Genomic DNA, 23,334 nt, shown 5'->3' on the forward strand with positions numbered 1-23,334 from the left:
ATGACCTCGCTTACGGACGGCGCCACCGGCGCCACCCCCGTCACCGCTCCCGCGACCGGCAAGAAGGCGGGTACGGCCACGGGCCGCCAGGTGGACTCCGAGCGGCTGTTCAACCGGGTCGCGATCGGCGTGCTCGTCGCCTTCGCGCTGCTGTGGCTGATACCCCTGGCCTACTCGCTCGCGATCTCCGTACGCCCGATCGACGAGGTGCTCTCCGACCCGTCCGGATGGTTCACCTCGAACCCCACGTTCGACGCGTACGACTCGCTGCTCGACTCCGGCAACATCCCCTACTGGTACGCGAACAGCTTCATCACCACGACCCTGACCACCGTGATCACGGTGATCTTCGCGTCGCTGGCCGCCTTCGGGCTCTCCCAGGTCCGGTTCCGCTACCGCCGCGGCGTGACGGCGGTGCTGCTCGCCGGGATCATGATCCCGACGCAGGTGCTGATGATCCCGCAGTTCCTGGTGCTGGAGAAGGCGGGGCTGCTCAACACGTACTGGGGCGTGGTCCTGCCGCAGGTGCCGCACGTGGTCGCGCTGTTCGTCTTCAAGTCCTTCTTCGACGGCATCCCGCGGGAGCTCATCGAGGCGGCGCGGGCGGACGGCGCCGGGTGGCTGCGCACGTACTGGCAGATCGTGATGCCCGTCTCGCGGCCGGCGGTCGGGGCGGTGACGATCTTCGTCTTCGTGCACACCTGGAACAACTTCCTGTGGCCGCTGCTGGTGCTGACCGACGCGGAGATGATGACGCTGCCGGTCGGCCTCAGCTCCGTCCAGGACTCCTTCGGCGCGCCAATCCCGCAGATCATGGCTTCGGCCGTGCTGGGCGCGATCCCGCTGCTGGTGGTCTTCTCGCTCTTCCAGCGCCGGATTGTGGAGGGGATTGCTGGTACGGGGCTGAAGTAGGGGCGGTGTCCTGGTTGCGTACGCTGCCGGTGTGATCAACTCACTCGCTGATGCTCCGGATGCCGATGTCGCGATAGCCGCCGCGCGTGCGGGGGCGGACGTGGTCCGCTCGCTGTACGGGCGGCGGCTTTCCCGTATCGACAAGGGGGGCGGGGACTTCGCCACGGAGGCCGATCTGGCGGCCGAGAAGGCGATTCTCGAGGTGCTGCGGGCGGCGCGGCCCGGGGATTCGGTGCTGGGTGAGGAGGGCGGGGAGCAGGGATCGTCCGGAGCCGGGCCCGGTGGCTCCGCGCGGCGGTGGCTGGTGGATCCGCTGTGCGGGACGCTCAACTACGCCGCCGGGACCATGGTGGTGGCCGTGAACGTGGCGCTACCGGGCGGGGCGGCCGCGGTGGCGGACCCGTTCAGCGGCGAGGTCTTCGCTACGGACGGCGAACGGGCGGCCTGGTCGCGAGTGGCCGACGGCTCGGACACCCCGCTGGCACCGACGGCATCCACCACCCTGGTGGACGTCAACCTCGACCCGCCCTTCCCAAGCGCCCCCGGCTTCAGGGCCGTCGACCTGCTGGGCGACCCCGCCTTCATCGAGCGCTTCCGCCCGCGAGTCGTCTCCTCGACGCTGGCACTCGCGTGGGTGGCGGCGGGCCGGCGCGCCGCGTACGTCACTGATGGCGGCGACCTGTCGGAGAACCTGCACTTCGCGGCGGGCATTGCGCTGTGCCGGGCGGCGGGGTGCACGGTTACGGGGATCGACGGGCAGCCGCTCGGCGGGGACGAGGACGAGGGCGAGAGCGAGGACGGAGGCGGACGCGGACGTGGACTGCTCGCCGCCGCGGACGCGGAGACCCACGCGCAGCTGCTGTCACTGATCCGCGGCTAGCACCCCTCCCCCGCCCGAGAACCATTCCCGCCCCCCACGCGTCCACCATCCACCGGGCGCTGGGGTGGGCGGCGGGTGGGGGTGGTGGCCGTGCAGTTGATCGAGACCACGCCGATGGGCGTGCGTTCGGCGGTGTGGGTGCTGCGGCGGGGCAGTGTGCCGCTGGCATTCCGGGTCTTTCCGATGGTGCATCTCGGGGAGCAGGCGTTCTACGACGAGGTGAGCCGGCAGCTCGCGGCCTGCGACATCGTCGTCATGGAGGGATGGGGCGAGGAGCGGGCACCGGGGTGGTGGACACGCGCGTACCGCCGCATCAGGCAATGGCGCAGGGAGGACTTCGTCTACCAGAACTTACGGCTGCCGGAGCAGGCAAAGGTGGTGTGGCCGGACCTGGACGACCTCCCGGCGGACCGCCCACCGCGCCCGCGCTGGATGCGCCTGGCCTTCGCGGCCCTCTTCCCCGTACTGCCGCTCATCTACCTATGGCTGGTGCTCCGCGGCCACACCCGCCTCATAGAAGACTTCACCGGCCACGACGTGAACGACGACACCTCGTACCACACCGAACCGCTCCTCCTGGACCCCCTGATCCTCGACGACCGCGACACCCGCCTGATCACCGCCCTGCACCGCATCTACGACGCACACGAAATGGACCCCCTCGAGGTCGCCATCGTCTACGGCGCCCACCACATCGGCCCAGTAATCCACGCCCTCCACGCCGCATACGGCTACCGCCCGAACGACGGCGAGTGGCTGCGGGTGCTGAAGCCATGAGCGAGCGCGAGAGCGCCGTGCCGCCTGACGTTACCCCCTCTGGACTGCGCTTGTTTCGATTCTTTCGTTTTGCGTTATGCTGAGGGCAGGCAGTCTAAGGAGATCCACGATGGGTGCGAAACTCGCGGAGCGCACGGTCTTGCCACCGGACGAGCCGCTTGACGACCTCATGCAACTCATGACACGCGTCAGCGACGCCGAGCTGGTGGCCCCGACCGGGGAGCGGCTGGCGATCCCGCACGAGCTCTTCGAGGTGTTGCGCACCGTCGTGGCCGCGATGGCGCAGGGGCAGGCTGTGACCGTCGCCCCGCATCATCAGGCGCTGACCACGCAGGAGGCGGCGGATCTGCTGAGCATCAGCCGTCCCACGCTGGTCAAGCTCCTTGAGCGCGGCGAACTCCCGTACCACCGGCCGGGACGGCATCGCCGGATACTGCTCCGCGACGTCCTGACCTATCAGGAGCAGCGGCGCCACGAGCGGCGAGTAGCCCTCGATGAGATGGTGCGCGTCTCCGAGGATGCAGGGATGTACGACGCCACGGACAACGCCCCGCCCCCGCCGACCCGGTAGCCGCGATGGCAGTTCCACGCGCCCTGCTCGACACCTGCGTCCTGTACCCGAGCACACTCCGCGACACCTTGCTCAGCCTCGCTGAACTGCCGCTCTTCCGCCCGTTATGGTCGGCCGGCATTCTGCGCGAGCTGGAACGGAATCTCATTGCCGCCGGCATCGCAGGCCGGCCCGTCCAGCGTCTCCTGGTCGCTGACCGGCGCGATGACCTGCGACCAGAAGGACAAGCATGTGCTGGCGGCCGCGGTTCGCGGGCAAGCGGACGCGCTGGTCACCTTCAACCTGCGAGATTTTCCCGCCGCCTCCGCCGCGCCCCACGACCTCGCCGTCCAGCACCCGGACACCTTTCTCCTCGACCTCCTGGACCTGGCGCCCGGCGCCGTAGTCGGCTCACTGCGCTCCCAGGCGGACCGATACAAACGGGAGCCGCGGACGGTGAGCGGCTTGCTCGCCGTCCTGGAGCGCACCGGCGCGCGCGGCTTCGCCGAGGAGGCACGACGCCACTGCTGGTGAGCGAGTCGGGCTGGGAGGGCGGGCTGCGCTACGCGGCATGTAGCGGGGACTCCGCCGGTAGGTCGGCTCCCCGTACGCCGCAGACCGCCGCCGCGACCCTGACGGCGAAGTGGAGGGCTGGTTCCAGCTGTTGGGTGGTGAGGGTGTGGAGGCGGCTACCTAGGGCGTCTGTCGTGTGGAGGACGTGCAGGAAGCCCGCCATGAAGGCGTCGCCTGCGCCGACTGTGTCCACTACCTGCGTGGTGGGAGCCGGGACGTGCAGGCGGGTGCCCGCGAGCGACGCGAAGGCGCCCGAGGCGCCCAGGGTGATCACCACCAGGGGAGCGCCCCAGGCGTGGAAGCGGTCGGCGGCCTCTGCCGGGCCTGCGCCCGGCAGTACGTGTGCCAAGTCGTCGTCCGACAGGCGGAGGATGTCGGTCAGTGCGCACCATCGGGGTAGGCGGGCCCGGTAGATGGCTGGGTCGACCAGGAGGGGGCGGACGTTCGGGTCCAGGGAGATTGTTGCCCGGGGGGCGGCCTGGGACAGTGCGTTCTCCAGCGGCGTCGCGCCCGGGGCCCGGACCAGGGCCAGCGAGCCGGTGTGCAGGCAGGACAGCGGGGCGGCCATCGCCGCCCTCAGTTCCGCTGCCGTCCACTGCCAGTCCGCCGCGCCCTCGGCGTGGAAGGAGTAGTCCGCGCGGCCCGCGCCGTCCAGGGCCGCGATCGCGAGGGTGCTGGGCTCTTGTGCCCGTACCGACGAGGTCAGATCGACGCCCGCAGCGGTCAGGCGGTCGCGGAAGAGGGTGCCGAAGACGTCGCCGGAGAGGCGGCCGAGGAAGCGGGCGGGAGTGCCCAGCCGGGCGAGGGCCACCGCGGTGTTCGCGGGGCCGCCGCCCGGCAGGACGTCCAGGCCGAGCCCGGACCCGGGTGCGGAATCCGTCGGGTCGCCGGGGGTTACGAAGGCGTCGGCGACGCATTCGCCGAGCACGGCTATCGGGTCTTTCATGTCCTGCGCATGCCTTTCTACGACCAGCTCGAGCCGAGCGGGGTCAGCGTCGCCTTCTTGATCCGTACGGAACCCGCGCCGCCCGCCGCGAACTCCACGCCCTCCGACTCCCGGTAGCGCGGATACACCCGCGCGGTGAGCGCCGCCCCGTCCCCCGCGAAGACCTCCACCGACGAGCGGTCGATGAGGATGTCGAGGGACAGCACGCCGTCCGCGTCCGGCTCCGCGTGCGTGGTGAACGTGTCCCGGGTGCCGTATCCCGCGCGGGTCGTGTCCAGCGTGAGGGTGCCGGTGGACTTTTCGTAGCGCAGCTCGGTCGCCTCCGCCGAGGAGGTGTGGAGGCGGATTGTCGTTGTGGGGGCGGTCGTGGCGCGTACGTCTATGGCGGTCTGCAAGCGGGCCGTCCGCCCCGTGCCCAGCCGCCACTCCCCCGTCACGTCCTTGTCCGATGCCGTGACCGGGGTGCCGTTCGCCAGGCCGGCCAGCTCCTTCACCGGGCGCTGGCCGAGGCGGCCGTCGTCCGTCACGAAGAGCTCCCGGGTCACCGACTGGGCGCCTGCCCAGCCGTTCACCCGCGTCGGCTCCTTGGAATTCCAGTCGCTCAGCCAGCCGATCGCCAGCCGGCGGCCGGTGTCGTCGGCGTAGGTCTGCGCGGCGTAGACGTCACCGCCGCCGTCCAGGATGCCGCGCTTCTCCGGGGTGAAGCGGGTTCCGTCGTACGAGCCGACCGCGTACCGCTGCACCGACTTGCCGCCCTCATTGACCGAGTAGAGCAGCACCCACTTGCCGTCGACCTGGAAGAGGTCCGGGCACTCCCACATCGCGCCGTCGGTGCCGTCGCCCTCTGCCAGCACCCCTACGTGGTCCCATTTCCGCAGGTCGGTGGACGCGTAGAGCTGCGCCTTCCCCTTTCCGTCCGACCCCGAGCCGACGACCATCTTCCACTTGCCGTCGGTCGGGTCCTTGAAGAGCTTCGGGTCGCGGAAGCCCGCTCCCGAACCCTCCGGTGGCTTCGCGATCACCGGATTTTGCGCTACGGGCGTGAAGTTGACGCCGTCCGTGCTCGTCGCCATCTCCACCGTCTCCGGGGTCGCGCCCGGGTGTGCGGCGGTGTCCGTGAAGCGGGTGTACGCGACCGTGAGGGTGCCGTTGTCGTCGACCGCGCTGCCGCTGAAGATGCCGGAGTTGTCGCCGGGGGCGGCGTCCTTCGGCGGGTAAAGGGCGATCGGGCGCTCGCGCCAGCGCACCGCGTCCGCGCTGTCCGCGTGGGCCCAGTGCATCGGGCCCCACTTGGGGGCGTCCGGGTAGTGCTGGCTGAAGAGCTGGTGGCGGCCGCGCCATTGGACCACGCCATTGGGATCGTTGATCCAGCCCTGGTACGGGGTGTAGTGGAACTGAGGGCGGAGGGGGTCGGCGGCGTAGCGGTCGGGTGTCGTGCCGGTGCCGGGGGCCGGCTGGCGGGCTTGGCCCAGGGCGTTGAAGTGCAGGCCGTTGTCGGCGGTGTCGGCTGCCTTCGTACGGACGTCGTCCAGGTTGATGTGCGCCCAGCCGCCGGTCTTGCGGTCGACCACCTTCAGGTGGACTGCCTGGCCGCGCCACTTGCGGGTGTCCCAGAGGATGCGGACGTAGCCCTCGTCGTCGAGGCCGGTCTGTTTCAGCAGCTCGCGGCCGTCCGAGTCGCGGACCAGCGCCACGTACAGGCGCTCCGGGTCCCAGCCGCCCGCGATCAGGAAGCTGAGCTGCGTGGGTGCGGTGAAGGACGACGAGCGGAGCTCGCCCTGGGCGTCGTCGCCGTGTGCGGCGTAACCCCAAAGGTGGTGGGTGCCTTGGGCGTTGAAGGGGCGGCCCAGGTCGTCCTCGGCGCGGTCGGTTACGGCGCCGGGGGCGAAGGCGTCGCCGGAGACGACGGTCCAGCCGGTCAAGTCGCCTGTCTCGAAGCCGGGGTTGGTGGGGGCGTCGGCGCGGACCTTTCGAGGGGCGTCGGGGGATGCGGCGATGGTCTGCGGTGCGGTCAGGGCGGCGCAGAGCAGCGCCGCCGCGGATATCAGGACGGGGTTTCGCCAGCGGCTCACGGGGTGTACCTCCGTTGCGGATCCGTTACCGGCAAGGGGCATTGACGTTGCGCTGCCGCGGAGTCCATCATCCTGGCCATCAGCTGTCAACGTTGACATGTGTCAACGATGACATCGTCTCTGCCCGTACGGGAGCAGCCACCGATGAAGACACTCAGAACCGCAGCCGTCGCCTCCGCCGCTGCCCTCCTCGCCACCGGGCTCGTCGCCTGCGGCGAGGGCGCCCAGGGATCGGGGGGTGGTGGGGACGGCGCCGGCGACGGCGGCAAGGTCCAGGTCGGCCTGATCACGAAGACCGACACGAATCCGTTCTTCGTGAAGATGGCGCAGGGCGCCAAGCAGGCCGCGAAGGCCAATGGCGCGGAACTGTCCACTGCCGCCGGGAAGTTCGACGGCGACAACGAAGGCCAGGTCACCGCCATCGAGAACATGGTCGCGGCCGGTGTAGATGGCATCCTCATCACGCCCAACGACTCCAAGGCCATCGTGCCTGCGATCAAGGCGGCGCGTGCGAAGGGCGTGCTGGTCATCGCTTTGGACAGTCCTACCGAGCCGCGGTCGGGCACGGATGCGCTGTTCGCGACGGACAACTTCAAGGCGGGTGAGCTGATCGGGGAGTACGCGAAGGCCCGGATGAAGGGGAAGCGAGTGAAGATCGCGACGCTTGATCTCGCGCCGGGGGTCGCGGTCGGGAAGCTGCGGCACGACGGCTTCTTGAAGGGGTACGGGATCAAGGCGGGCGACAAGTCTGTCGTGTGCTCACAGGACACCCAGGGCGATCAGTCCAAGGGGCAGGCCGCGATGGAGAACTGCCTGCAGAAGGCGCCCGACATCAATGTCGTCTACACGATCAATGAGCCGGCGGCGCTGGGCGCGTACACCGCGCTGAAGGCGAAGGGCAGGGCGCGCGACACGCTGATCGTGTCGGTGGACGGTGGGTGTACGGGGGTCAAGAGCGTCAAGGCCGGGAAGATCGCGGCTACTTCGCAGCAGTATCCGCTGAAGATGGCGGCGGATGGGGTGAAGGCTGTGGTTGATCATGCGGAGGACGATGCGAAGGTCAGCGGCTATCACGACACGGGTGTCCATCTCGTGACGGATAAGCCTGCTGGGGGCAGCGCTGCCAAGGACACGAAGTACGGGCTGGCTAACTGCTGGGGGTGACGACTGGCTAACCGCTGCGGCGAGGGGGCGCCAGGAGGCCAAGGCGGCAGGACGCCAGAGGGGTCCTTTCGTGCGGTGGATGGGCTGGCATCGGTCGACTGGGGACGGATGGCCTGGCATCGGATGGTGACGGCCGCCTCGCCGTCGCCCCTTGGTCCCGGCGCGGGAAACGGGAGGCTGGCTGGGGAAGGGGGACGGCGGGCCGGGGAGGTAAGCGGGCGGCTTGGCCTGCCGGGTGCCAGGGGTCGAGTGCCTGGTGGCGGGTGCCGGCAGGCCGTGGGCGCAGGCGCAGGCGCGCGGCTGGGGGCGCATGAAGGCTCGGCACGCGCCCTTTTTCATAGGGGTGTGTCGGGCGCCGGGCGGTCGGCTGGCGCGGCTGAGTCATCGCGAGGTCGGGACGAGTCGCCGCCAGGGCGACACGACCCCGCCCTGAATACCGACCTAGGTACCGGCCCTCCCCCGACACACCCCTATGAAAAAGGGCGCGCAGCCAGGCCACGCATGCCCCCGCCAGTGATACGCGCCCCTCCCCCCCGGAAGCCAAACCCACACCCGGCAGACCAAGCCTCCCGCCGCCCTCCCCGGCCCGCCGTCTCCCTTCCGCAGCCAGCCTTCCGTTTCACGCACCGAGCCCGAACGGAACACGGCGACGCGACCGTCACCATCCGATGCCAACTCGCCCGCCACCAGCCCACCGACCACCGGCCACCGGCCACCGGCCACCGGCCACCGGCCAAGATCATCTTCACCACCCAAGGAGCACAGCCAATGAGCACCACCGCACCCCCACCCAACCCCTCACCACCCAACCCCACACCCCCCAAAGCCAGCGACCGCCCATCAACCCCCACCCCCCTCACCGACCCCACAGGCACCATCGCCGCCCTAAAGCGTTTCGCCGCCACCCCCACCGCCGGACCCGCCGTCGCGCTGCTCATCGCCGGTCTCTTCTTCACCTTCCAAAGCGATCGTTTTCTCTCCGGGGGCAATCTCGCCCTCGTCATCCAGCAGGTGATGGTCGTCGGCACCCTTGCCCTCGGGCAGACGCTGATCATCCTCACCGCCGGGATCGATCTCTCCTGCGGCGCGATCATGGCCTTCGGGGGCATCGTCATGGCCAAGCTCGCCGCCGATGGGTCGATGCCGCCGCTCCTTGCCATTGCCGCCGGCATCGGGGTCTGTACGCTCTTCGGCTTTGCCAATGGTGCGTTGGTGACCTTCATCAAGTTGCCGCCGTTCATCGTGACGCTGGGGATGCTCAACATCGCCTTCGCCCTCACGCACATCTACAGCGACGAGCAGACCGTCACCGACCTCCCCACCGCCCTCACCTGGCTCGGCGAGACGTTCCCGATGGGGCGGACCGACATCTCCTACGGGTCCGTGCTCACCATCGCGCTCTTCCTCTTCTTCGCGTACGTCCTTGGGCAGACCGCCTGGGGCAAGCACGTCTACGCGCTCGGCAACAGCCCCGAGGTCGCCCGCCTCACCGGCATTCGCACCACCCGCCTCCGGCTGGCCGTCTTCACCGTCGCCGGGCTCATCTACGGCATCGCGGCCCTGCTGCTCGTCTCCCGTACCGGCGTCGGCGACCCCAAGGCGGGGCAGACGGACAACCTCGACTCGATCACCGCCGTCGTGCTCGGTGGCACCAGCCTCTTCGGTGGGCGCGGGCTCGTGCTCGGCACCCTGCTCGGGGCGCTGATCGTCGGTGTCTTCCGCAATGGGCTGCAGCTGATGGGGGTCGGCTCCATCTATCAGACGCTGATCACCGGGGTGCTCGTGATCATCGCCGTCACCGTTGACCAGATCTCCCGCCGGAGGCAGCGCTGATGAACACCAAAGCGACCACTGAAACGACCACCCCGAAGACCGACACCCCCAGCCCCGTCCTCCAAGCCCGCGGGCTCATCAAGCGCTACGGCCACGTCACCGCCCTCGACGGTGCCGACTTCGACCTCTACGCCGGCGAAGTGCTCGCCGTCATCGGCGACAACGGCGCCGGCAAGTCCAGCCTGATCAAGGCGCTCACCGGCGCTCTCCAGCCGGATGAGGGGAGCATCCACCTCGACGGCGAGCCCGTCCGCTTCCACGGGCCGCTCGACGCCCGTCGTCGCGGCATCGAGACGGTCTATCAAGACCTCGCCGTCGCCGCCTCCCTCGACATCGCCAGCAATATGTTCCTCGGGCGTGAGGTGCGGCGGCGGGGGCCGCTCGGGTCCGTGTTCCGGATGCTCGACAAGAAGCGGATGCGTACGGAGTCCGCCGCGCACATGGCTGATCTCAAGATCGGGCTCCGCTCGCTCACGCAAGCCGTCGAGACGCTCTCCGGTGGGCAGCGGCAGGGCGTCGCGGTTGCTCGCGCCGTCGCCTGGGCGCGGCATGTCGTGGTCATGGACGAGCCGACCGCCGCGCTCGGCGTGAAGGAGTCCGCTCAGGTCCTCGATCTCATCCGCCGGGTCCGGGACCGTGGGCTCCCCGTCGTCCTGATCAGCCACAACATGCCGCATGTCTTCGAGATCGCGGACCGTATCCATGTCCAGCGGCTCGGGCGGCGCGTGGCGCAGCTCGATCCACGGGACTACGAGATGTCCGATGTGGTGTCGATCATGACGGGGGCGCGGGAGGCCGATCCGGTGCCAGAATGAGTGTCATGGCCAATGACGCCCGCCGCCGCCCCACGCTCGCCGACGTGGCCGCGCGGGTCGGCGTGAGCGCCAAGACCGTGTCGCGGGTGCTCAACGAGGACGGGCCGTCGTCCGCCGAGACGCGCGAGAAGGTCCTCAAGGCCGTCGCCGAGCTCGGCTTCCAGCCGAATCTCATGGCGCGCAATATGCGGGTCGGCAACCGCGACTCGACGATCGGTCTGGTCGTCCCGGAGATCGGTAACCCGTTCTTCGGGACGGTCGCGGGTGGCATCGAGGAGGCGGTGCGCACCCGCGGGCTCACCCTCCTGCTCGGGTCCTCCGGGGAGACCGTCGAGCAGGAGCACGCGCTCGTCTCCACCTTTCTCGCCCGGCGCGTCTCCGGGCTCATGGTCGTCCCGGCCACCGGTGGCGATCACCGCTATCTGCGGCGGGAGCGGGCCGACGGGCTGCCGCTGATCTTCCTCGACCGGCCCGCCTCCGGGCTCGCCGCGGATTGCGTCGTCAGCGCCAATGCCGAGGGGGCTCAGCGCGGGACCGGGCACCTCATCGCGTACGGGCATCGGCGGATCGCCTTCATCGGCGACCGGCCGGCCGGGCTCTACACCCGTAAGCAGCGGCTGCGCGGCTATCGTGACGCGCTCGTGGCGGCCGGTCTTCCGTACGATCGTGCCCTCGTCGCCGACGCCCACGACCCCACCGCCGCGCATACCGCGGTGCGTCGGCTGCTCGCGCTGCCGGATCCGCCGACCGCGCTCTTCGCCGCGAACAACTTCGCCTCCCAGGGCGCCATCGACGCGCTCGCCGACGCCGGCCGCCGGGACATCGCGCTCGTCGGCTTCGACGATCTGCCGCTGGCCGGTGCGCTGCGGCCGGGGCTCACCGTCGTCGCCCAGGACCCGGCCGCGATCGGTCGCGCGGCGGCCGAGGTGGCGCTCGCGCGGCTCGACGGGGATCGTTCCGGGGCGCGTACGACGACGCTGCCGGTGTCGCTCATCGAGCGCGGCTCGGGTGAACTGGCGCCCGTTTAGAGGAATCAGGCGTTCCGTACATCCCTCCGCAACCCTTGTGTGTCACATCTACTGGGCATGACCGCGCTCTCAGTCAAATGCCTGTGAACAGGACAACAACGGGGGGTCTCCTATGTGCAAACACGAGCGGAATTCCATGACTTGGCTTATGGTTCCGGGCATATCGGTGCAGCACTGACTGGGGAGACAGGCTGCGCCTCGTGCAGTCGTGATGTGCCTGGGGGGACCATGCGACGTATCGGAGCTTCCGATACCGATGTCATAGATCCAAGTCCACGAAGACGTAGACCCCGTGCCGGGCGTCCGGCCGGGGACAAGCCGCGGTGGTATCTGCCGGGGGCGGTGGCTGCCGCGGTGGCCGGGGTGGCCGTGCCGGTGGCGGTGGTGTTCGAGGTGATCGACCGGCCGCGGCCGATTGCCGCCGCCTTACTGGCCACGGTGCTGTGGCTCGGCGTGCAGGCGGCGCAGCGGCGGTTCGACTCGCGGCTGATCGGTGAGTCGCGGTGGGTGCTGGCCACGCTGCAGGACTGGCTGATTCTGCTGGGGCTGCTGGCGCTTGCCCGTACGGCCATCGGCGAGCAGTCCGATCCGATCGCGGCGCTGCTGGCGCTGCTGCCCGCGCTGGTGGTGACGGCGGGGTATCGGGTGGCGGTGCATCTGCATCTCAATGCCTCCCGGCGGGCGGCCTTCGCGGTGCGCCGGGTGCTGGTCGTCGGGGAGCCGGGGGCGGCGGATGCCGTGGTCGGGCAGCTGGCGTCGCGTACCGATCATGCGTATGTGGTCGTCGGTGTGGTTCCGGTCGGGGATGCCGCCAATGGGAGCGGGGCGCCGGAGGCGGCTCGGCTCGGCGCCGTGCCGCCCGGTGCGCCGCGGTGGGATGCCGACGCGGTGCTGGGCGCGGCCGGGGAGCATGCCGCCGAGCTGGTGCTCGTGGTGCCGGGGCCGCTGCTGTCCGGGGCCCGGATGCGCAGTCTGGCCTGGGCACTTCACGAGTCGGGGCTGCCGATGGCCGTGCTGCCGGGGATAGCCGAGGTGGCGCCGCGGCGCATCCGGCTGTCGGTCGCGGGCGGGCTCGCGGTGCTGCACATCGCGCCGCCGCTGCGCCGGGGCGCCCAAGTCGCCCTGAAGTCCGCGCTGGACAGGACCGGCGCGGCCGTGGGCCTTGCGCTGCTCGCGCCGCTCTTCGCAGTGCTGGCGGTGGCGATACGGGCCACCTCGCCCGGGCCGGTCTTTCACCGGCAGCAGCGGCTGGGGCGGGATCGTACGCCGTTCACGATGTGGAAGTTCCGCACGATGGTCGCCGACGCGGAGGCCCTGCGGGCCGAGCTGGCGGCGGTGAACGAGCACGAGGGGCCGCTGTTCAAGATCCGCAAGGATCCCCGGGTGACGCGACTCGGCCGGCTGCTGCGGCGCACCTCGGTCGACGAACTACCGCAGCTGATCAATGTGCTGCGCGGCGAGATGTCGCTGGTCGGCCCGCGCCCGCCGCTGCCTGAGGAGGCCGCGCGCTACGACGAGGTCGAGGTGCGGCGGCTCGCGGTGAAGCCGGGGATGACGGGGCTGTGGCAGGTGAGCGGCCGGTCCGACCTGTCGTGGGACGAGACGCTGGCGCTGGACTTGCAGTACGTGGAGAACTGGTCGCTGACCGCCGACGTGGACGTGATGGCCCGGACACTGCGGGCTGTCGTGGACGGCAGGGGGGCGTATTGAGCTCCGCGCAGTCGCGCCCGCCCGTCCCGCCCCGCGGGACGGGCGCCCACGGCCTCGAGTCAGCCCTTCTGGCGCCACTCCTCATAGACCGCGGCGATTCCCTCGCGGAGCGTGATCTCGGGCTGCCAGCCGAGCGACGTCATCCGCGATACGTCCAGGAGCTTGCGCGGGGTGCCGTCCGGCCTGGACATGTCCCACGCGATCTCGCCGCCGTACCCGACGACCTCCGCGATCGTCTCCGCCAGCTCACGGATCGTCAGATCCGCCCCGCAGCCGACGTTCACCGGCTCGTCCCCGTCATAGCCGCGCAGCAGCACCGCGCAGGCCGAGGCCAGGTCGTCCACGTGCAGGAACTCGCGCCGCGGGGTGCCGCTGCCCCACAGGGTGACCTCCGCGGCCCCGGCCTCCTGCGCCTCGTGGAAGCGGCGGATCAGGGCCGGGAGGACGTGCGAGGTCTCCAGGTCGAAGTTGTCGCCGGGGCCGTAAAGATTCGTCGGCATCGCGGAGATGTAGGACGCCCCGTACTGGCGGCGATAGGACTGCACCTGCGCGATCCCGGCGATCTTCGCCAGCGCGTACGGCTCATTGGTCGGCTCCAGCGGGCCGGTGAGCAGCGAGTCCTCGCGGATCGGCTGCTCGGCGAGCTTGGGATAGATGCACGACGAGCCGAGGAAGAGCAGCCGCCGCACCCCTGCCGCATGCGCGCCGGCGATGACGCTGAGCTGGATGCGCAGGTTGTCCTCGAGGAACTGCACCGGATAGGTGCTGTTCGCCATGATGCCGCCGACCTTCGCCGCCGCCAGGACCAGCGCGTCCGGGCGGACCTCCGCCAAGTACGCCGCCGTGGCCGCCGCGTCCCGCAGGTCCAGCTCCGCGCGCGTGCGGGTCAGCACGTCATAGCCGTCCGCCGTCAGCCTGCGCGTCACCGCGGAGCCGACCAGACCGCGGTGGCCGGCGACGAAGACGGAGGCGGGCGGCGGCAGCAAGTCGTTGGTTCGCATCGTCATGGCAGCAAATCTAGTTCATAACCATATTTTTGGGGGGAAAGCTCCGTGAGCAAGACCGCGCTGATCACCGGCGTGACCGGACAGGACGGGTCGTATCTGGCCGAGCTGCTACTCGACAAGGGGTACACCGTGCACGGCCTCGTCCGCCGCTCGTCCTCGTTCAACAGCGCCCGCATCGACCACATCTACGAGGAGCCGCAGGAGCCGGGCCGCCACCTGATCCTGCACCACGCCGACCTCAGCGACGGCGTCGCGCTGGTGAATCTGCTGCGCGACATCCAGCCCGACGAGGTCTACAACCTCGGCGCCCAGTCGCACGTCAGGGTCTCCTTCGACGCGCCCCTCTACACGGGCGACGTCACCGGCCTCGGCTCGGTGCGGCTGCTGGAGGCGATCCGGGCCAGCGGCGTCGACACCCGCATCTACCAGGCCTCGTCCTCGGAGATGTTCGGCGCCGCCCCGCCGCCGCAGAACGAGAAGACGCCCTTCCACCCGCGCAGCCCGTACGGCTGCGCCAAGGTCTTCGCCTACTGGGCGACGGTCAACTACCGGGAGGCGTACGGGCTCTACGCGGTCAACGGGATCCTCTTCAACCACGAGTCGCCGCGCCGCGGCGAGACCTTCGTGACCCGGAAGATCACCCGGGCCGTGGCGCGGATCAAGGCCGGGCTGCAGGACCGCCTCTACCTCGGCAACCTCGACGCCGTACGCGACTGGGGCTACGCCCCCGAGTACGTCGAGGCGATGTGGCGGATGCTGCAGTGCGACGGCCCGGACGACTATGTGGTGGCCACCGGCCGCGCCGCCACCGTCCGGGACTTCGTCCAGGAGGCGTTCACGCACGCCGGCCTGGACTGGTCGGAGCATGTCCGCTTCGACCCGAAGTACGAGCGGCCCAGCGAGGTCGACGCGCTCATCGGGGACGCGTCCAAGGCCGAGTCGCTGCTGGGCTTCAAGCCGCTGGTCGGATGGCAGGAACTGGCCCAGATCATGGTCGACGCGGATGTTGCCGCGCTCGACGCGGAGCTGGCCGGGGCGACCGTGCGGATCGATCGATAGCGCAAGCAGGCACCATCTAGCCAGGGGGGACCCTCCAGCATGTTCAGACGCAAGAGGCCGGCGGCCTTGGCCGCCGCCTTCGCCATGACGGCGGCCGCTCTCGGCGCCCTCACCGCACCCGGCGCCACCGCGGTCACGCCGCCCGTCGCGATGACCGCCGACGACCTGCCGACCTGGCAGACCAACGGCGTGGTGTGGACGCTCGCCGAATCCGGCGGCACGGTCTTCGCCGGCGGCACCTTCTCCGCGGTACGGCCGCCGGGGTCGCCCGCCGGATCAAACGAGCAGAAGGCGCTCAACTTCGTCGCCCTCGACGCGGCGACGGGCGAGCCCACCGGCTGCAAGCTCGACTTCACCATCGGCTCAGGCACGGCGACCGTACGGGCCCTGGCGGTCTCGCCGGACGGCGCCACCCTGTACGCGGGCGGCGACTTCGCCGCGGTCAACGGCGTCTCGCGCAGCCGGGTCGCGGCCATCGACATCGCCAGTTGCTCGGTGAAGACCGGCTTCAACGCCGGCTCCGTCAGCGCCCGGGTGCACGGCCTGAGCGTGGCGAGCGGCCGGCTCTACCTGGCGGGCGACTTCAACACGGTCGCCGGGCAGACCCGCAACAAGTTCGCCGCGCTCGACGCCTCGACCGGCGCCCTGCAGTCCTGGCGCGCCAATGCGGGTACGGACCGCGCGGGCCGGGCCATCGAGGAGACCCCGGACGGGCAGCACGTGGTGCTCGGCGGCGACTTCTCCGTGCTGAACGGCGGCGCGGCGCAGTCCCTCGCGGTGGTACGGGCCGACACCGGCGCCACCGTCAAGGCGTACAAGCCGGTGGACAACAACCAGAACCGGCCCGGCGAAATGCGCCGGACGTCGACGGTGAAGGACCTGCACGTCGACTCCACCGGCATCTACACCGGCAACGAGGGCACCGGAGGCGGCGTCTTCGACGGCCGCCTCGCCATGAACCTCGGCGACTTCTCCGAGCGCTGGCGGGACACCTGCCTGGGCGCGACGCAGGCCGTCATCGCGTACAAGGAAGTGCTCTACTCCTCCTCGCACGCGCACAACTGCGCCTCCGAGGGGCAGTTCAGCGAGCTCAACGAGCGGCAGCACCTGCTCGGCGAGTCGATCAATACCGACCGGCCGCTGCTGTCCTGGTTCCCCGACACCGACGACGGGCCCTCCGGCACCGAGCAGATCGGGCCGCGGGCGATGGCCGTGTCGTCGAAGGGCGGCAAGGACTACATGTGGGTCGGCGGCGAGTTCACCCGGATCGCGTCCAACGGCAACAAGCTGCAGCAGGGGCTCGTGCGCTTCGCAAACACGCCCGACACCCGCGCCCCGGTGGCCGGTCCCGACTCGGTGACCGCGACGAATGTCTCGGGCGGCGTGCAGCTGAAGTGGCGGGCCGGCTGGGACCGCGACGACAGCAAGCTGACGTACACGATCTACCGGAACGGGACGGCGCTGGCGGACAAGCCGACGCTGGAGTCGAAGTTCTGGGATGCGGCGCGGCCGCAGGGCTCGTACACGGATGCCGGAGCGAAGCCGGGGACGACGTACACGTACCAGATCGCGGCGAGCGATCCGGCGGGCAACTCCGCGAAGTCGGATCCGGTGACGGTGACCACGCCGGGGACGCCGACGGAGACGACGGTCGAGCGGACGGCGAGTGCGGACGCATACGTCAACGGCTCGGCTACGGGTGACAATTACGGCACCCACCAGCAGCTTTTCGTGCGCGGCAGCGCGCCGTATCTGAGCTATCTGCGGTTCGCGCTGCCGGATGCGCCGAGCGGGATGGTGCTCAAGGACGCGAAGCTCACGGTCCGTACGACGTCGGATTCGACGGCCGGGTCGCCGGATGACATCAGCGTGGTGCCGGTGAGCGGGAGCTGGACGGAGGCGGCGGTGACGTACGCCAATCGGCCGGGGCTCGGGTCGGGGACGCTCGGGACGCTCAGCGGGGCGACCGGGCTGAACACCGACTACTCGGCGGACCTGTCCACGGCTGCGCTTTCGGGCGGGCTCGGCGGTGATTACGACCTGGCGCTGACGTCGGCCGGCTCGGATGCGCTGCGGGTGTGGGCGCGGGAGACGTCGAATGATCCGAAGCTGACGCTGACCTTCGGGAAGCCGTGATGCGCGCGCGCTTCGCGGCCGCGGCGCTGCTCGGGGTGCTGCTGGTCGCCGGGTGTTCGGGCGGGTCGGGCGGTGACGGGGGCAAGGGCGGCGCGTCCGACGGGCGGGCCGCGGCCGCGGCGAAGCCCGGGCCCGAGCCGTCCCCGTCCGGCGGCGGCTCGGCGAAGAAGGTGCCCGAGTCGCAGCTGAAGCCCGCCACCGGCTCCTTCTCCAAGAAGGAGAAGGCGTATCTGGTGAACAAGGTGCCCAAGGGCGTGGACCCGGCCGCGATCCTCCAGGCCGGGCAGGACGCCTGCGCCCGGATCGGCGAGGTCGCCGAGGTGGACGAGAAGGCGGCCCGCAGCGCCATCGGCTCCGGCGAGATCGCCAACGCCAAGGACGCGATCCGCACGCTCTGCCCCACGTACAAGAAACTGCTTTGAGGAAGCCATGAGGAAACTGCCCATCGTCGTCGCGATCCCGACCAAGAACGAGGCCGCGAACATCGTGACGACGGTGCGGTCCGTCATCGACCACGTCGAAGCCGTCGTCGTGGTCGATACGGACAGCACCGACGACACCCGGAAGCTCGCCGCCGCCGAGGGGGCGGAGGTCGTCCCGTATGAATGGGACGGCAAATATCCGAAGAAGAAGCAGTGGTGCCTGGACCATGTCCGTACGGACATTCCGTGGCTGCTCTTCCTCGACGGGGACGAGACGCCGAGCGCCGGGCTGCTCGCCGAGCTGCACCGGATCTTCGGGCAGCCGGGGCGGGAGGTCGCGGTGGCGGCCTTCGACATTCCGCTCGGGTACTGGTTCGCGGGGCGGCGGCTCAAGCACGGCTACACCATCGTGAAGCGGGCGCTGATGCACCGCGGGCGGTGCCGTTTCCCGGAGCTGGGCGATCTCGACGCGCCCGGGATGGGGGAGCAGGAGGGGCATTACCAGCCGGTCGCGGACGGGCGGGTGGTGCGGCTTTCGGAGCCGATCGAGCATGAGGATCTGGATCCGGTACGGACATGGTTCGAGCGGCACAACCGGTACTCGGACTGGGAGGCGTGGCTGGAGCACCACCCGGAGGTGCGGGAGGAGATCCGGCAGGCGAAGACCCGGCAGGGGCAGCTGTTCCACCAGGCCCCGTTCAAACCGCTGGTGTCGTTCGCGTACGCCTACGTGCTCAAACGGGGCTTTCTGGATGGGCGGGCCGGGCTTGATTACGCGCTGGCCATGTCGTTCTACCGGTGGCAGATCGGGCTGAAGCGGCGGGAGGGTCCTCAGGCCGGCTGACCGGACACCCGCTCATAGACCCCGATCAGGTCCTGCACCACCGCGTCGATCGTGAACCGGTCCTGCACCAGCTGCCAAGCCGCCTGCGAGGCCCGCTCGTTGGCGGCCGGCTCCAGCAGCTCGAGGATTCCGTCCGCGACCAGCGCGGTGTTGTCCACGGACCGGTCGGGGTCGCTGTCCGTGACCACGCCGGCGCCGTACTCGGCGATGTCCGGGGCCTGGCCGCAGAAGCGGGTGACGACGACGGGGACGCCGACCGACATCGATTCGAGTACGGAGACCGGGAAGGGCTCGTAGGTGGCCGGGAGGACGTATACGTCGGCGGTGCGGAGGAAGTCGGTGACCGCGTCCCTGGGTATCGACCCGACATAGCTCACCGCGTCCCCGACGCCGAGCTCACGGGCGAGGTCCATCATCGGCGCGGCGAGGGCACCCGTGTCGGGTCCTGCCAGGACGAAGCGGGCGTCCGGGTGCTCCTTGCGCACCATGGGGATGGCGCGGATGAACTCCTCGGGGCGTTTGCGCTCCTGGACCCGGGCCATGAAGACCACGGTCGGCGGGCCCTGGGTGCGCTGCGGGCGGCGGTCCTGCGGCGGTACGCCGTTGACGAGGCGGTGTGCGGTGGTGAGCGGGTGATCGGGGACGACGGCCTGAATGTCGTCCCGCTCCACCTCCGTGAGGTAGAGCACGCCGTCGGCCCGGCGCAGCGCCCGCTTGAGGCCGAGCAGGTCGACGAGCCGCGCGACCCGCTTCTCGGTCGGGTCGATCATGCCGTGCGTCTGCAGCACGACGGGCACCCCGGCCTGCTGCGCGAACAGCGCGAACGGCAGCGTGATCAGATCTCGCATCAGGTGTACGTGCACCACGTCGGCGCCCTTGACCAGCCGCCGCGCGCGAGCGAGCAGCGCCGGTGACGTAATCCCGCTGACCTCGAAGCGCGGCAGCACATGCCGCGCCTGGTGCAGCCAGGCCGGCACGCCCTCGATGTCGCCGGGCAGCGGCCCTTCATAGCCATCGCCGAGCGTGGCTATGCGGGCATCGACGCCGCGTGACCTGAGGCCCTTGGACAGATTGACCGCCACCTGCGTCGGCCCGCCGAAGGCGTTGTCCGGCGTGTGCAGCGTGACGGCATGCAAGACTCGCACGATTGAGCTTCCCCTCCCCCACGGACGCCCCCCGGCGCCCGTACTTTCGCAAACCCGAGCGTCTCGAATCAGCTAAGCGATCCTATATCAGACATAGCGCCTGGCATGGGTTCTACCCACCGTGGAGGGGTGGCGTGGGCATGGAGATGAAATCCCGCGCCCAGTGCTGCTCCTCGCGGCTGGTGCCGGTCGGCAGGGGTGCTGATCGTCGTCACGTCCTGGTTCCGGTGGGCTGCTCGAGGCAGCCGGGTCCGGCCCGTTGGAGCGTGCCCCTCCGGACGCTTGCCCGCCTTGTCCTCGGGACCGGTGGGGGAGGGTGTCCGGCGTCGCCTGGGCGTCGGACGTGTGGTTCGAGGCCGGGTGGGGCCAGTCTTGGACCCTTCGTCCCGGCTGGTGTTGCGGGAACCCGGCGTGACGACCGCGCGGGTTTCAAGTCTGTCCACGACTGTGCGGATGGCCATGGTGCCGGCGTGAGCTGCCCCGAGTTTCATAGCGTCCGGACTTGATTGGTCAGGCGGACTGCTGGGTGGCTTCCTGACTTCGCCAGAAGGCGTCCTCGTACTCGGCGGGTGGCACGTAGTCGAGGGCGGAGTGGAGCCGTTCCTCGTTGTACCACGTCACCCAGCGAAAGATCGCCCGCTCGACCTGGTGGACGTCGTGCCAGGGGCCCTGCATCTCGATCAGCTCGGCCTTGAAGGTGCCGTTCAGCGCCTCCGCCATGGCGTTGTCGTAACTGTCCGCGACGGACCCGACGGATGCCGAGGCGCCGATGTCGGTGAGCCGGTCTGTGTATCGAATTGATACGTATTGCGACCCGCGGTCGCTGTGATGTATGAGACCGGAACCCGTCTTGATCCTCCGGCGCCACAGCGCCATTTCCAAGGCGTCCAGCGGCAGTTCGGTCCGCATGTGACCGGCGATCTGCCAGCCGACGATCATCCGCGAGTACACGTCGAGGACGAACGCGACATACGCCCAGCCGGACCAGGTCCGCACGTAGGTCATGTCCGCCACCCACAGCTGATCCGGCCGGTCCGCGGTGAAGTCGCGGTCGACCAGGTCCGGCGGCCGCGGCGCGGTCGGCTCGGGGATCGTGGTGCGGCGCCGCTGGCCGCGGATGACGCCTTCCAGGCCCAGCTCGCGCATCAGCCGCTCGACGGTGCAGCGGGCAGCTTCGACGCCCTTGCGCCGCAGCGCGCGGGTGATCCGGCGGGCCCCATAGGTGCCGCCGGACTCGGCGTGGATCTCCTCGATCATGGGCATGAGCTGTTCGTCGCGCAGCCGGCGGGCCGATTTCGGGCGCCGCTTGCGGGCGAAATAGGTCGAGACCGACAGGTCCAGCACCCGGCAGACGGGATCGACCCCGAGGCCGCGTTCCTTCAGGTGGTCGATCACCTGCTCGGCCTCGTCCGGGGACGGTCGATCTCCTGGGCAAAAAACACCGAAGCGGCCTTCAGGATCTCATTGGCCCGCTTCAACTCGGCGTTGTCCTTGCGGAGTTGTTTCAGCTCGTCGCGTTCGGCGCTGGTAAGCCGGTCATCGCGGTCGCCGCTGTCCGCCTCGGCCTGGCGGACCCACTGCCGCAGGGCTTCCTTGTGGATGCCGAGGTCTTTGGCGACATGGGCGACCGGGCGTCCGCTGGTGCGGACCTCGCGGACGGCACGCTCGCGGAGCTCGTCGGGGTACTTCCGTGGTGCTGGCACTTGCTCGTGTGTCTCCTTACGCCAAGATCATAGACCTGGCTTCAGGGACGCTACGAAACGGGGTGCAGCTCAGGCGGCACGGTCCGTGAAGGTTGTGGTCTGGTTGGTGAGGCCACGTGCGGCGATCCGTCGCCATGCGCCCTGGTCACGATCGCCCTGCCACTGGCATGCCGGGTCGGGGCAGATGGCCCACTTCCATCCTGGCACGGTGGGCTGATTGGGCGCTTTGCGGTGCCTGAGAGGGGTGAGGCAGCGGGGGCAATGCTTGGAGGTGTTACGGGCCGGGACGGTGACGACAGCGATTCCGACCTCGGCGGCCAGGTGCCGCAGCTGTTCCACGATGCGCCCGCGTACCTGCTGGGAGAGGCGGGTGTTCATGGAGCGGCCCATTCCCTTGGCTTCCATCGACCGCAGGTCTTCGACATAGATGACGCTCGCCCCGGCGGCGATGGCCTGGTCCACCGACCAGCGAGCCGCGGCCTGGGCGAGTGCGGTGTTGAGGTGTGAGCGGCGTGCGGAGACATGCCGGATCTCCTCAGCCAGAATGACGCGCTTGGCAGCTAGCGGATGCCTCTCCTTTGCGCCTATGAGTCGCTGGTAGTGGTCGGCCTTGGCGTGCAAGTGCTCGGACAGCCGTCGCAGACGATGCTGTTTGGCGAGAACGCCAGCGGCGCGGAACTGCGCACCGGACCCGAGTGCAGTGATCTTCCCGTCGTCATGGAGGCGTACTGCGCCGGCGCTGAGCAGGGTGTTCAGGCCCCAGTCCACGCCGAGAGCGACTCGGTGCCCAGCGCGGACAGCCTTCGGGACGGCGTGGGAGTAGGCGAGCTCGGCCCGGACGCGGCCGGCGTGGATCCACAGGGTGGGCAGGTGCAGCACCGCTGACGCCGGGATCGTCGGCGGCAACTTGATCGAGCAGGCCACCCAGGTCCAGTCCCCGTAGGAGCGTGGGTCAGGCCGTATGGGCAACTGCAGACGCAGCAACGCCCGGCCCCGTCCGGCGAGATCATCCGCGCGCTCGATGGTGGCCTGCTGGCTGTAGCAGGCCGACAGCAGCATCCGTGCGACCCGGGGCACACCCTCAAGCTCGAACACATCGGCCGGCAGGCGCCCGTGCTTGCGGGCGAAGGCGATCACCTGACGTGTGCGGGACTTGATCACGCTGGACGGCAGATAGCGCCCGCCGGGCAGCGTGTCGCGTACCGCATCCCACTCACCAGCCGTGCGTCGGGCCGGATCCTCCGGCCACGTGGCCAGGACACCAGCCACCACATCCGCACGCCACTTCACCGACCGTAACGTCCGGCCGGCCTGCTCCTGCGCCATCCGCACAATGCGATCGTTGACCTTGAGTCCCGTGGGCGGCCGGACGCTCCAGCCCAGGCGGCGCATCGCCATCCAGGCGTTCGGCGGCAGCTTCCTGCCGTCTGCGTCCACACCGGACGCCAGCACGTCCGCAGCGACAGCATTCCCATGCTCGACGGTCAGCGCGCCGGCCATGCCCGAAACCAGGTCCACGCACCAGCCCACCCGCTCCGATAGCTCGGCAGCGGACAGAAGTTCACCGGTGCTCTCATCGACGCCCGTGCGCAACATTCCGCGAACGCACGCGGTGCGCGAAGTTTGGCCCGCGGCAAGCTGCAGCTTCCGGCCCACTCCTGCCTCCCCCTCTCACCCCCAGTGCGGTCATCAGAACAACGATCACCACAGGAAAAGGACACTCACTCGACCTACGGCCGGCCGTACGGAACCAAACAC

At 70.0% G+C, this 23,334-nt stretch carries 20 protein-coding genes; 14 read left to right on the forward strand and 6 right to left on the reverse strand.

Features of this window, described 5'->3' with window-relative positions:
* From ACNNMR_RS11005 to ACNNMR_RS11025, 5 genes are all read left to right on the forward strand, one after another.
* Positions 1–912 carry a carbohydrate ABC transporter permease gene (locus ACNNMR_RS11005; RefSeq protein WP_419994375.1) on the forward strand — a complete coding sequence of 304 codons (912 nt, stop codon included), beginning with the start codon at positions 1–3 and terminating at the stop codon, positions 910–912.
* A 31-nt stretch (positions 913–943) separates the two neighbouring features.
* Positions 944–1,792 carry an inositol monophosphatase family protein gene (locus tag ACNNMR_RS11010; RefSeq protein WP_419994376.1) on the forward strand — a complete coding sequence of 283 codons (849 nt, stop codon included), beginning with the start codon at positions 944–946 and terminating at the stop codon, positions 1,790–1,792.
* A gap of 84 nt (positions 1,793–1,876) precedes the next feature.
* The gene (locus tag ACNNMR_RS11015) at positions 1,877–2,569 is read left to right on the forward strand and encodes a hypothetical protein (RefSeq protein ID WP_419994377.1); all 693 of its coding nucleotides are present in this window, start codon (positions 1,877–1,879) and stop codon (positions 2,567–2,569) included.
* Between the two features lie 109 nt (positions 2,570–2,678).
* On the forward strand, positions 2,679–3,140 hold the full coding sequence (locus ACNNMR_RS11020) for a helix-turn-helix domain-containing protein (RefSeq protein WP_419994378.1): 462 nt from the start codon (positions 2,679–2,681) through the stop codon (positions 3,138–3,140).
* A 147-nt stretch (positions 3,141–3,287) separates the two neighbouring features.
* Positions 3,288–3,653, forward strand: coding sequence for a hypothetical protein (locus ACNNMR_RS11025; RefSeq protein ID WP_419994379.1), 366 nt, complete (start codon positions 3,288–3,290; stop codon positions 3,651–3,653).
* A gap of 28 nt (positions 3,654–3,681) precedes the next feature.
* Here ACNNMR_RS11025 and ACNNMR_RS11030 read toward each other — a convergent pair whose 3' ends face one another.
* Both ACNNMR_RS11030 and ACNNMR_RS11035 read right to left on the reverse strand, forming a co-directional pair.
* Positions 3,682–4,638: a carbohydrate kinase family protein gene (locus ACNNMR_RS11030; protein ID WP_419994380.1), complete on the reverse strand. Its 957-nt coding sequence runs from the start codon at positions 4,636–4,638 to the stop codon at positions 3,682–3,684.
* 17 nt (positions 4,639–4,655) lie between these two features.
* Entirely contained in the window at positions 4,656–6,710 is a 2,055-nt protein-coding gene (locus ACNNMR_RS11035; protein ID WP_419994381.1) for a glycoside hydrolase family 32 protein, read from the reverse strand.
* A 144-nt stretch (positions 6,711–6,854) separates the two neighbouring features.
* Here ACNNMR_RS11035 and ACNNMR_RS11040 point away from each other — a divergent pair, with 144 nt between their 5' ends.
* The 5 genes from ACNNMR_RS11040 (at position 6,855) to ACNNMR_RS11060 (ending at position 13,260) form a co-directional block, all read left to right on the forward strand.
* Positions 6,855–7,874, forward strand: coding sequence for a substrate-binding domain-containing protein (locus tag ACNNMR_RS11040; protein ID WP_419994382.1), 1,020 nt, complete (start codon positions 6,855–6,857; stop codon positions 7,872–7,874).
* Positions 7,875–8,642: 768 nt separating this feature from the next.
* On the forward strand, positions 8,643–9,707 hold the full coding sequence (locus ACNNMR_RS11045; RefSeq protein ID WP_419994383.1) for an ABC transporter permease: 1,065 nt from the start codon (positions 8,643–8,645) through the stop codon (positions 9,705–9,707).
* Complete coding sequence (locus tag ACNNMR_RS11050) at positions 9,707–10,522, forward strand: ATP-binding cassette domain-containing protein (RefSeq protein ID WP_419994384.1); 816 nt, start codon at positions 9,707–9,709, stop codon at positions 10,520–10,522. The genes ACNNMR_RS11045 and ACNNMR_RS11050 overlap by 1 nt, the downstream gene beginning before the upstream one ends.
* Before the next feature lie 5 nt (positions 10,523–10,527).
* Positions 10,528–11,550: a LacI family DNA-binding transcriptional regulator gene (locus ACNNMR_RS11055; protein WP_419994385.1), complete on the forward strand. Its 1,023-nt coding sequence runs from the start codon at positions 10,528–10,530 to the stop codon at positions 11,548–11,550.
* Positions 11,551–11,778: 228 nt separating this feature from the next.
* Positions 11,779–13,260: a sugar transferase gene (locus ACNNMR_RS11060; protein WP_419994386.1), complete on the forward strand. Its 1,482-nt coding sequence runs from the start codon at positions 11,779–11,781 to the stop codon at positions 13,258–13,260.
* A 59-nt stretch (positions 13,261–13,319) separates the two neighbouring features.
* Here the strand turns inward: ACNNMR_RS11060 and ACNNMR_RS11065 are convergent, their stop codons facing one another.
* Positions 13,320–14,261 (reverse strand): GDP-L-fucose synthase family protein, encoded by a 942-nt coding sequence (locus tag ACNNMR_RS11065; RefSeq protein WP_420000327.1) that lies wholly within the window; start codon positions 14,259–14,261, stop codon positions 13,320–13,322.
* Between the two features lie 51 nt (positions 14,262–14,312).
* Between ACNNMR_RS11065 and gmd the strand changes: the two genes are divergently transcribed.
* From gmd to ACNNMR_RS11085, 4 genes are read left to right on the forward strand one after another with little or no spacing between them, the layout of a single operon-like run.
* Positions 14,313–15,326: a GDP-mannose 4,6-dehydratase gene (gmd, locus tag ACNNMR_RS11070; protein ID WP_419994387.1), complete on the forward strand. Its 1,014-nt coding sequence runs from the start codon at positions 14,313–14,315 to the stop codon at positions 15,324–15,326.
* Positions 15,327–15,365: 39 nt separating this feature from the next.
* On the forward strand, positions 15,366–17,462 hold the full coding sequence (locus ACNNMR_RS11075; RefSeq protein ID WP_419994388.1) for a DUF7594 domain-containing protein: 2,097 nt from the start codon (positions 15,366–15,368) through the stop codon (positions 17,460–17,462).
* Positions 17,462–17,884 carry a hypothetical protein gene (locus ACNNMR_RS11080; RefSeq protein WP_419994389.1) on the forward strand — a complete coding sequence of 141 codons (423 nt, stop codon included), beginning with the start codon at positions 17,462–17,464 and terminating at the stop codon, positions 17,882–17,884. The genes ACNNMR_RS11075 and ACNNMR_RS11080 overlap by 1 nt, the downstream gene beginning before the upstream one ends.
* Positions 17,885–17,891: 7 nt before the next feature.
* A complete protein-coding gene (locus tag ACNNMR_RS11085; protein WP_419994390.1) occupies positions 17,892–18,728 on the forward strand; it encodes a glycosyltransferase family 2 protein in 837 nt (278 codons plus the stop codon).
* Here the strand turns inward: ACNNMR_RS11085 and ACNNMR_RS11090 are convergent.
* From ACNNMR_RS11090 to ACNNMR_RS11100, 3 genes are all read right to left on the reverse strand, one after another.
* The gene (locus ACNNMR_RS11090) at positions 18,716–19,873 is read right to left on the reverse strand and encodes a glycosyltransferase (RefSeq protein WP_419994391.1); all 1,158 of its coding nucleotides are present in this window, start codon (positions 19,871–19,873) and stop codon (positions 18,716–18,718) included. The two genes, ACNNMR_RS11085 and ACNNMR_RS11090, sit on opposite strands and share 13 nt — an antisense overlap.
* A 510-nt stretch (positions 19,874–20,383) precedes the next feature.
* A protein-coding gene (locus ACNNMR_RS11095) for an IS3 family transposase (protein WP_419993208.1) occupies positions 20,384–21,576 on the reverse strand; the annotation gives its coding sequence in 2 pieces (ribosomal slippage) (positions 20,384–21,312 and positions 21,312–21,576; 1,194 coding nt in all).
* 69 nt (positions 21,577–21,645) lie between these two features.
* Positions 21,646–23,232, reverse strand: a complete 1,587-nt coding sequence (locus ACNNMR_RS11100) for a zinc ribbon domain-containing protein (RefSeq protein ID WP_419994392.1) — start codon at positions 23,230–23,232, stop codon at positions 21,646–21,648.
* Between the last annotated feature and the right edge of the window lie 102 nt (positions 23,233–23,334).

This window comes from Streptomyces boninensis (assembly GCF_048572725.1).
Taxonomy (GTDB): Bacteria; Actinomycetota; Actinomycetes; order Streptomycetales; family Streptomycetaceae; genus Streptomyces; species Streptomyces boninensis.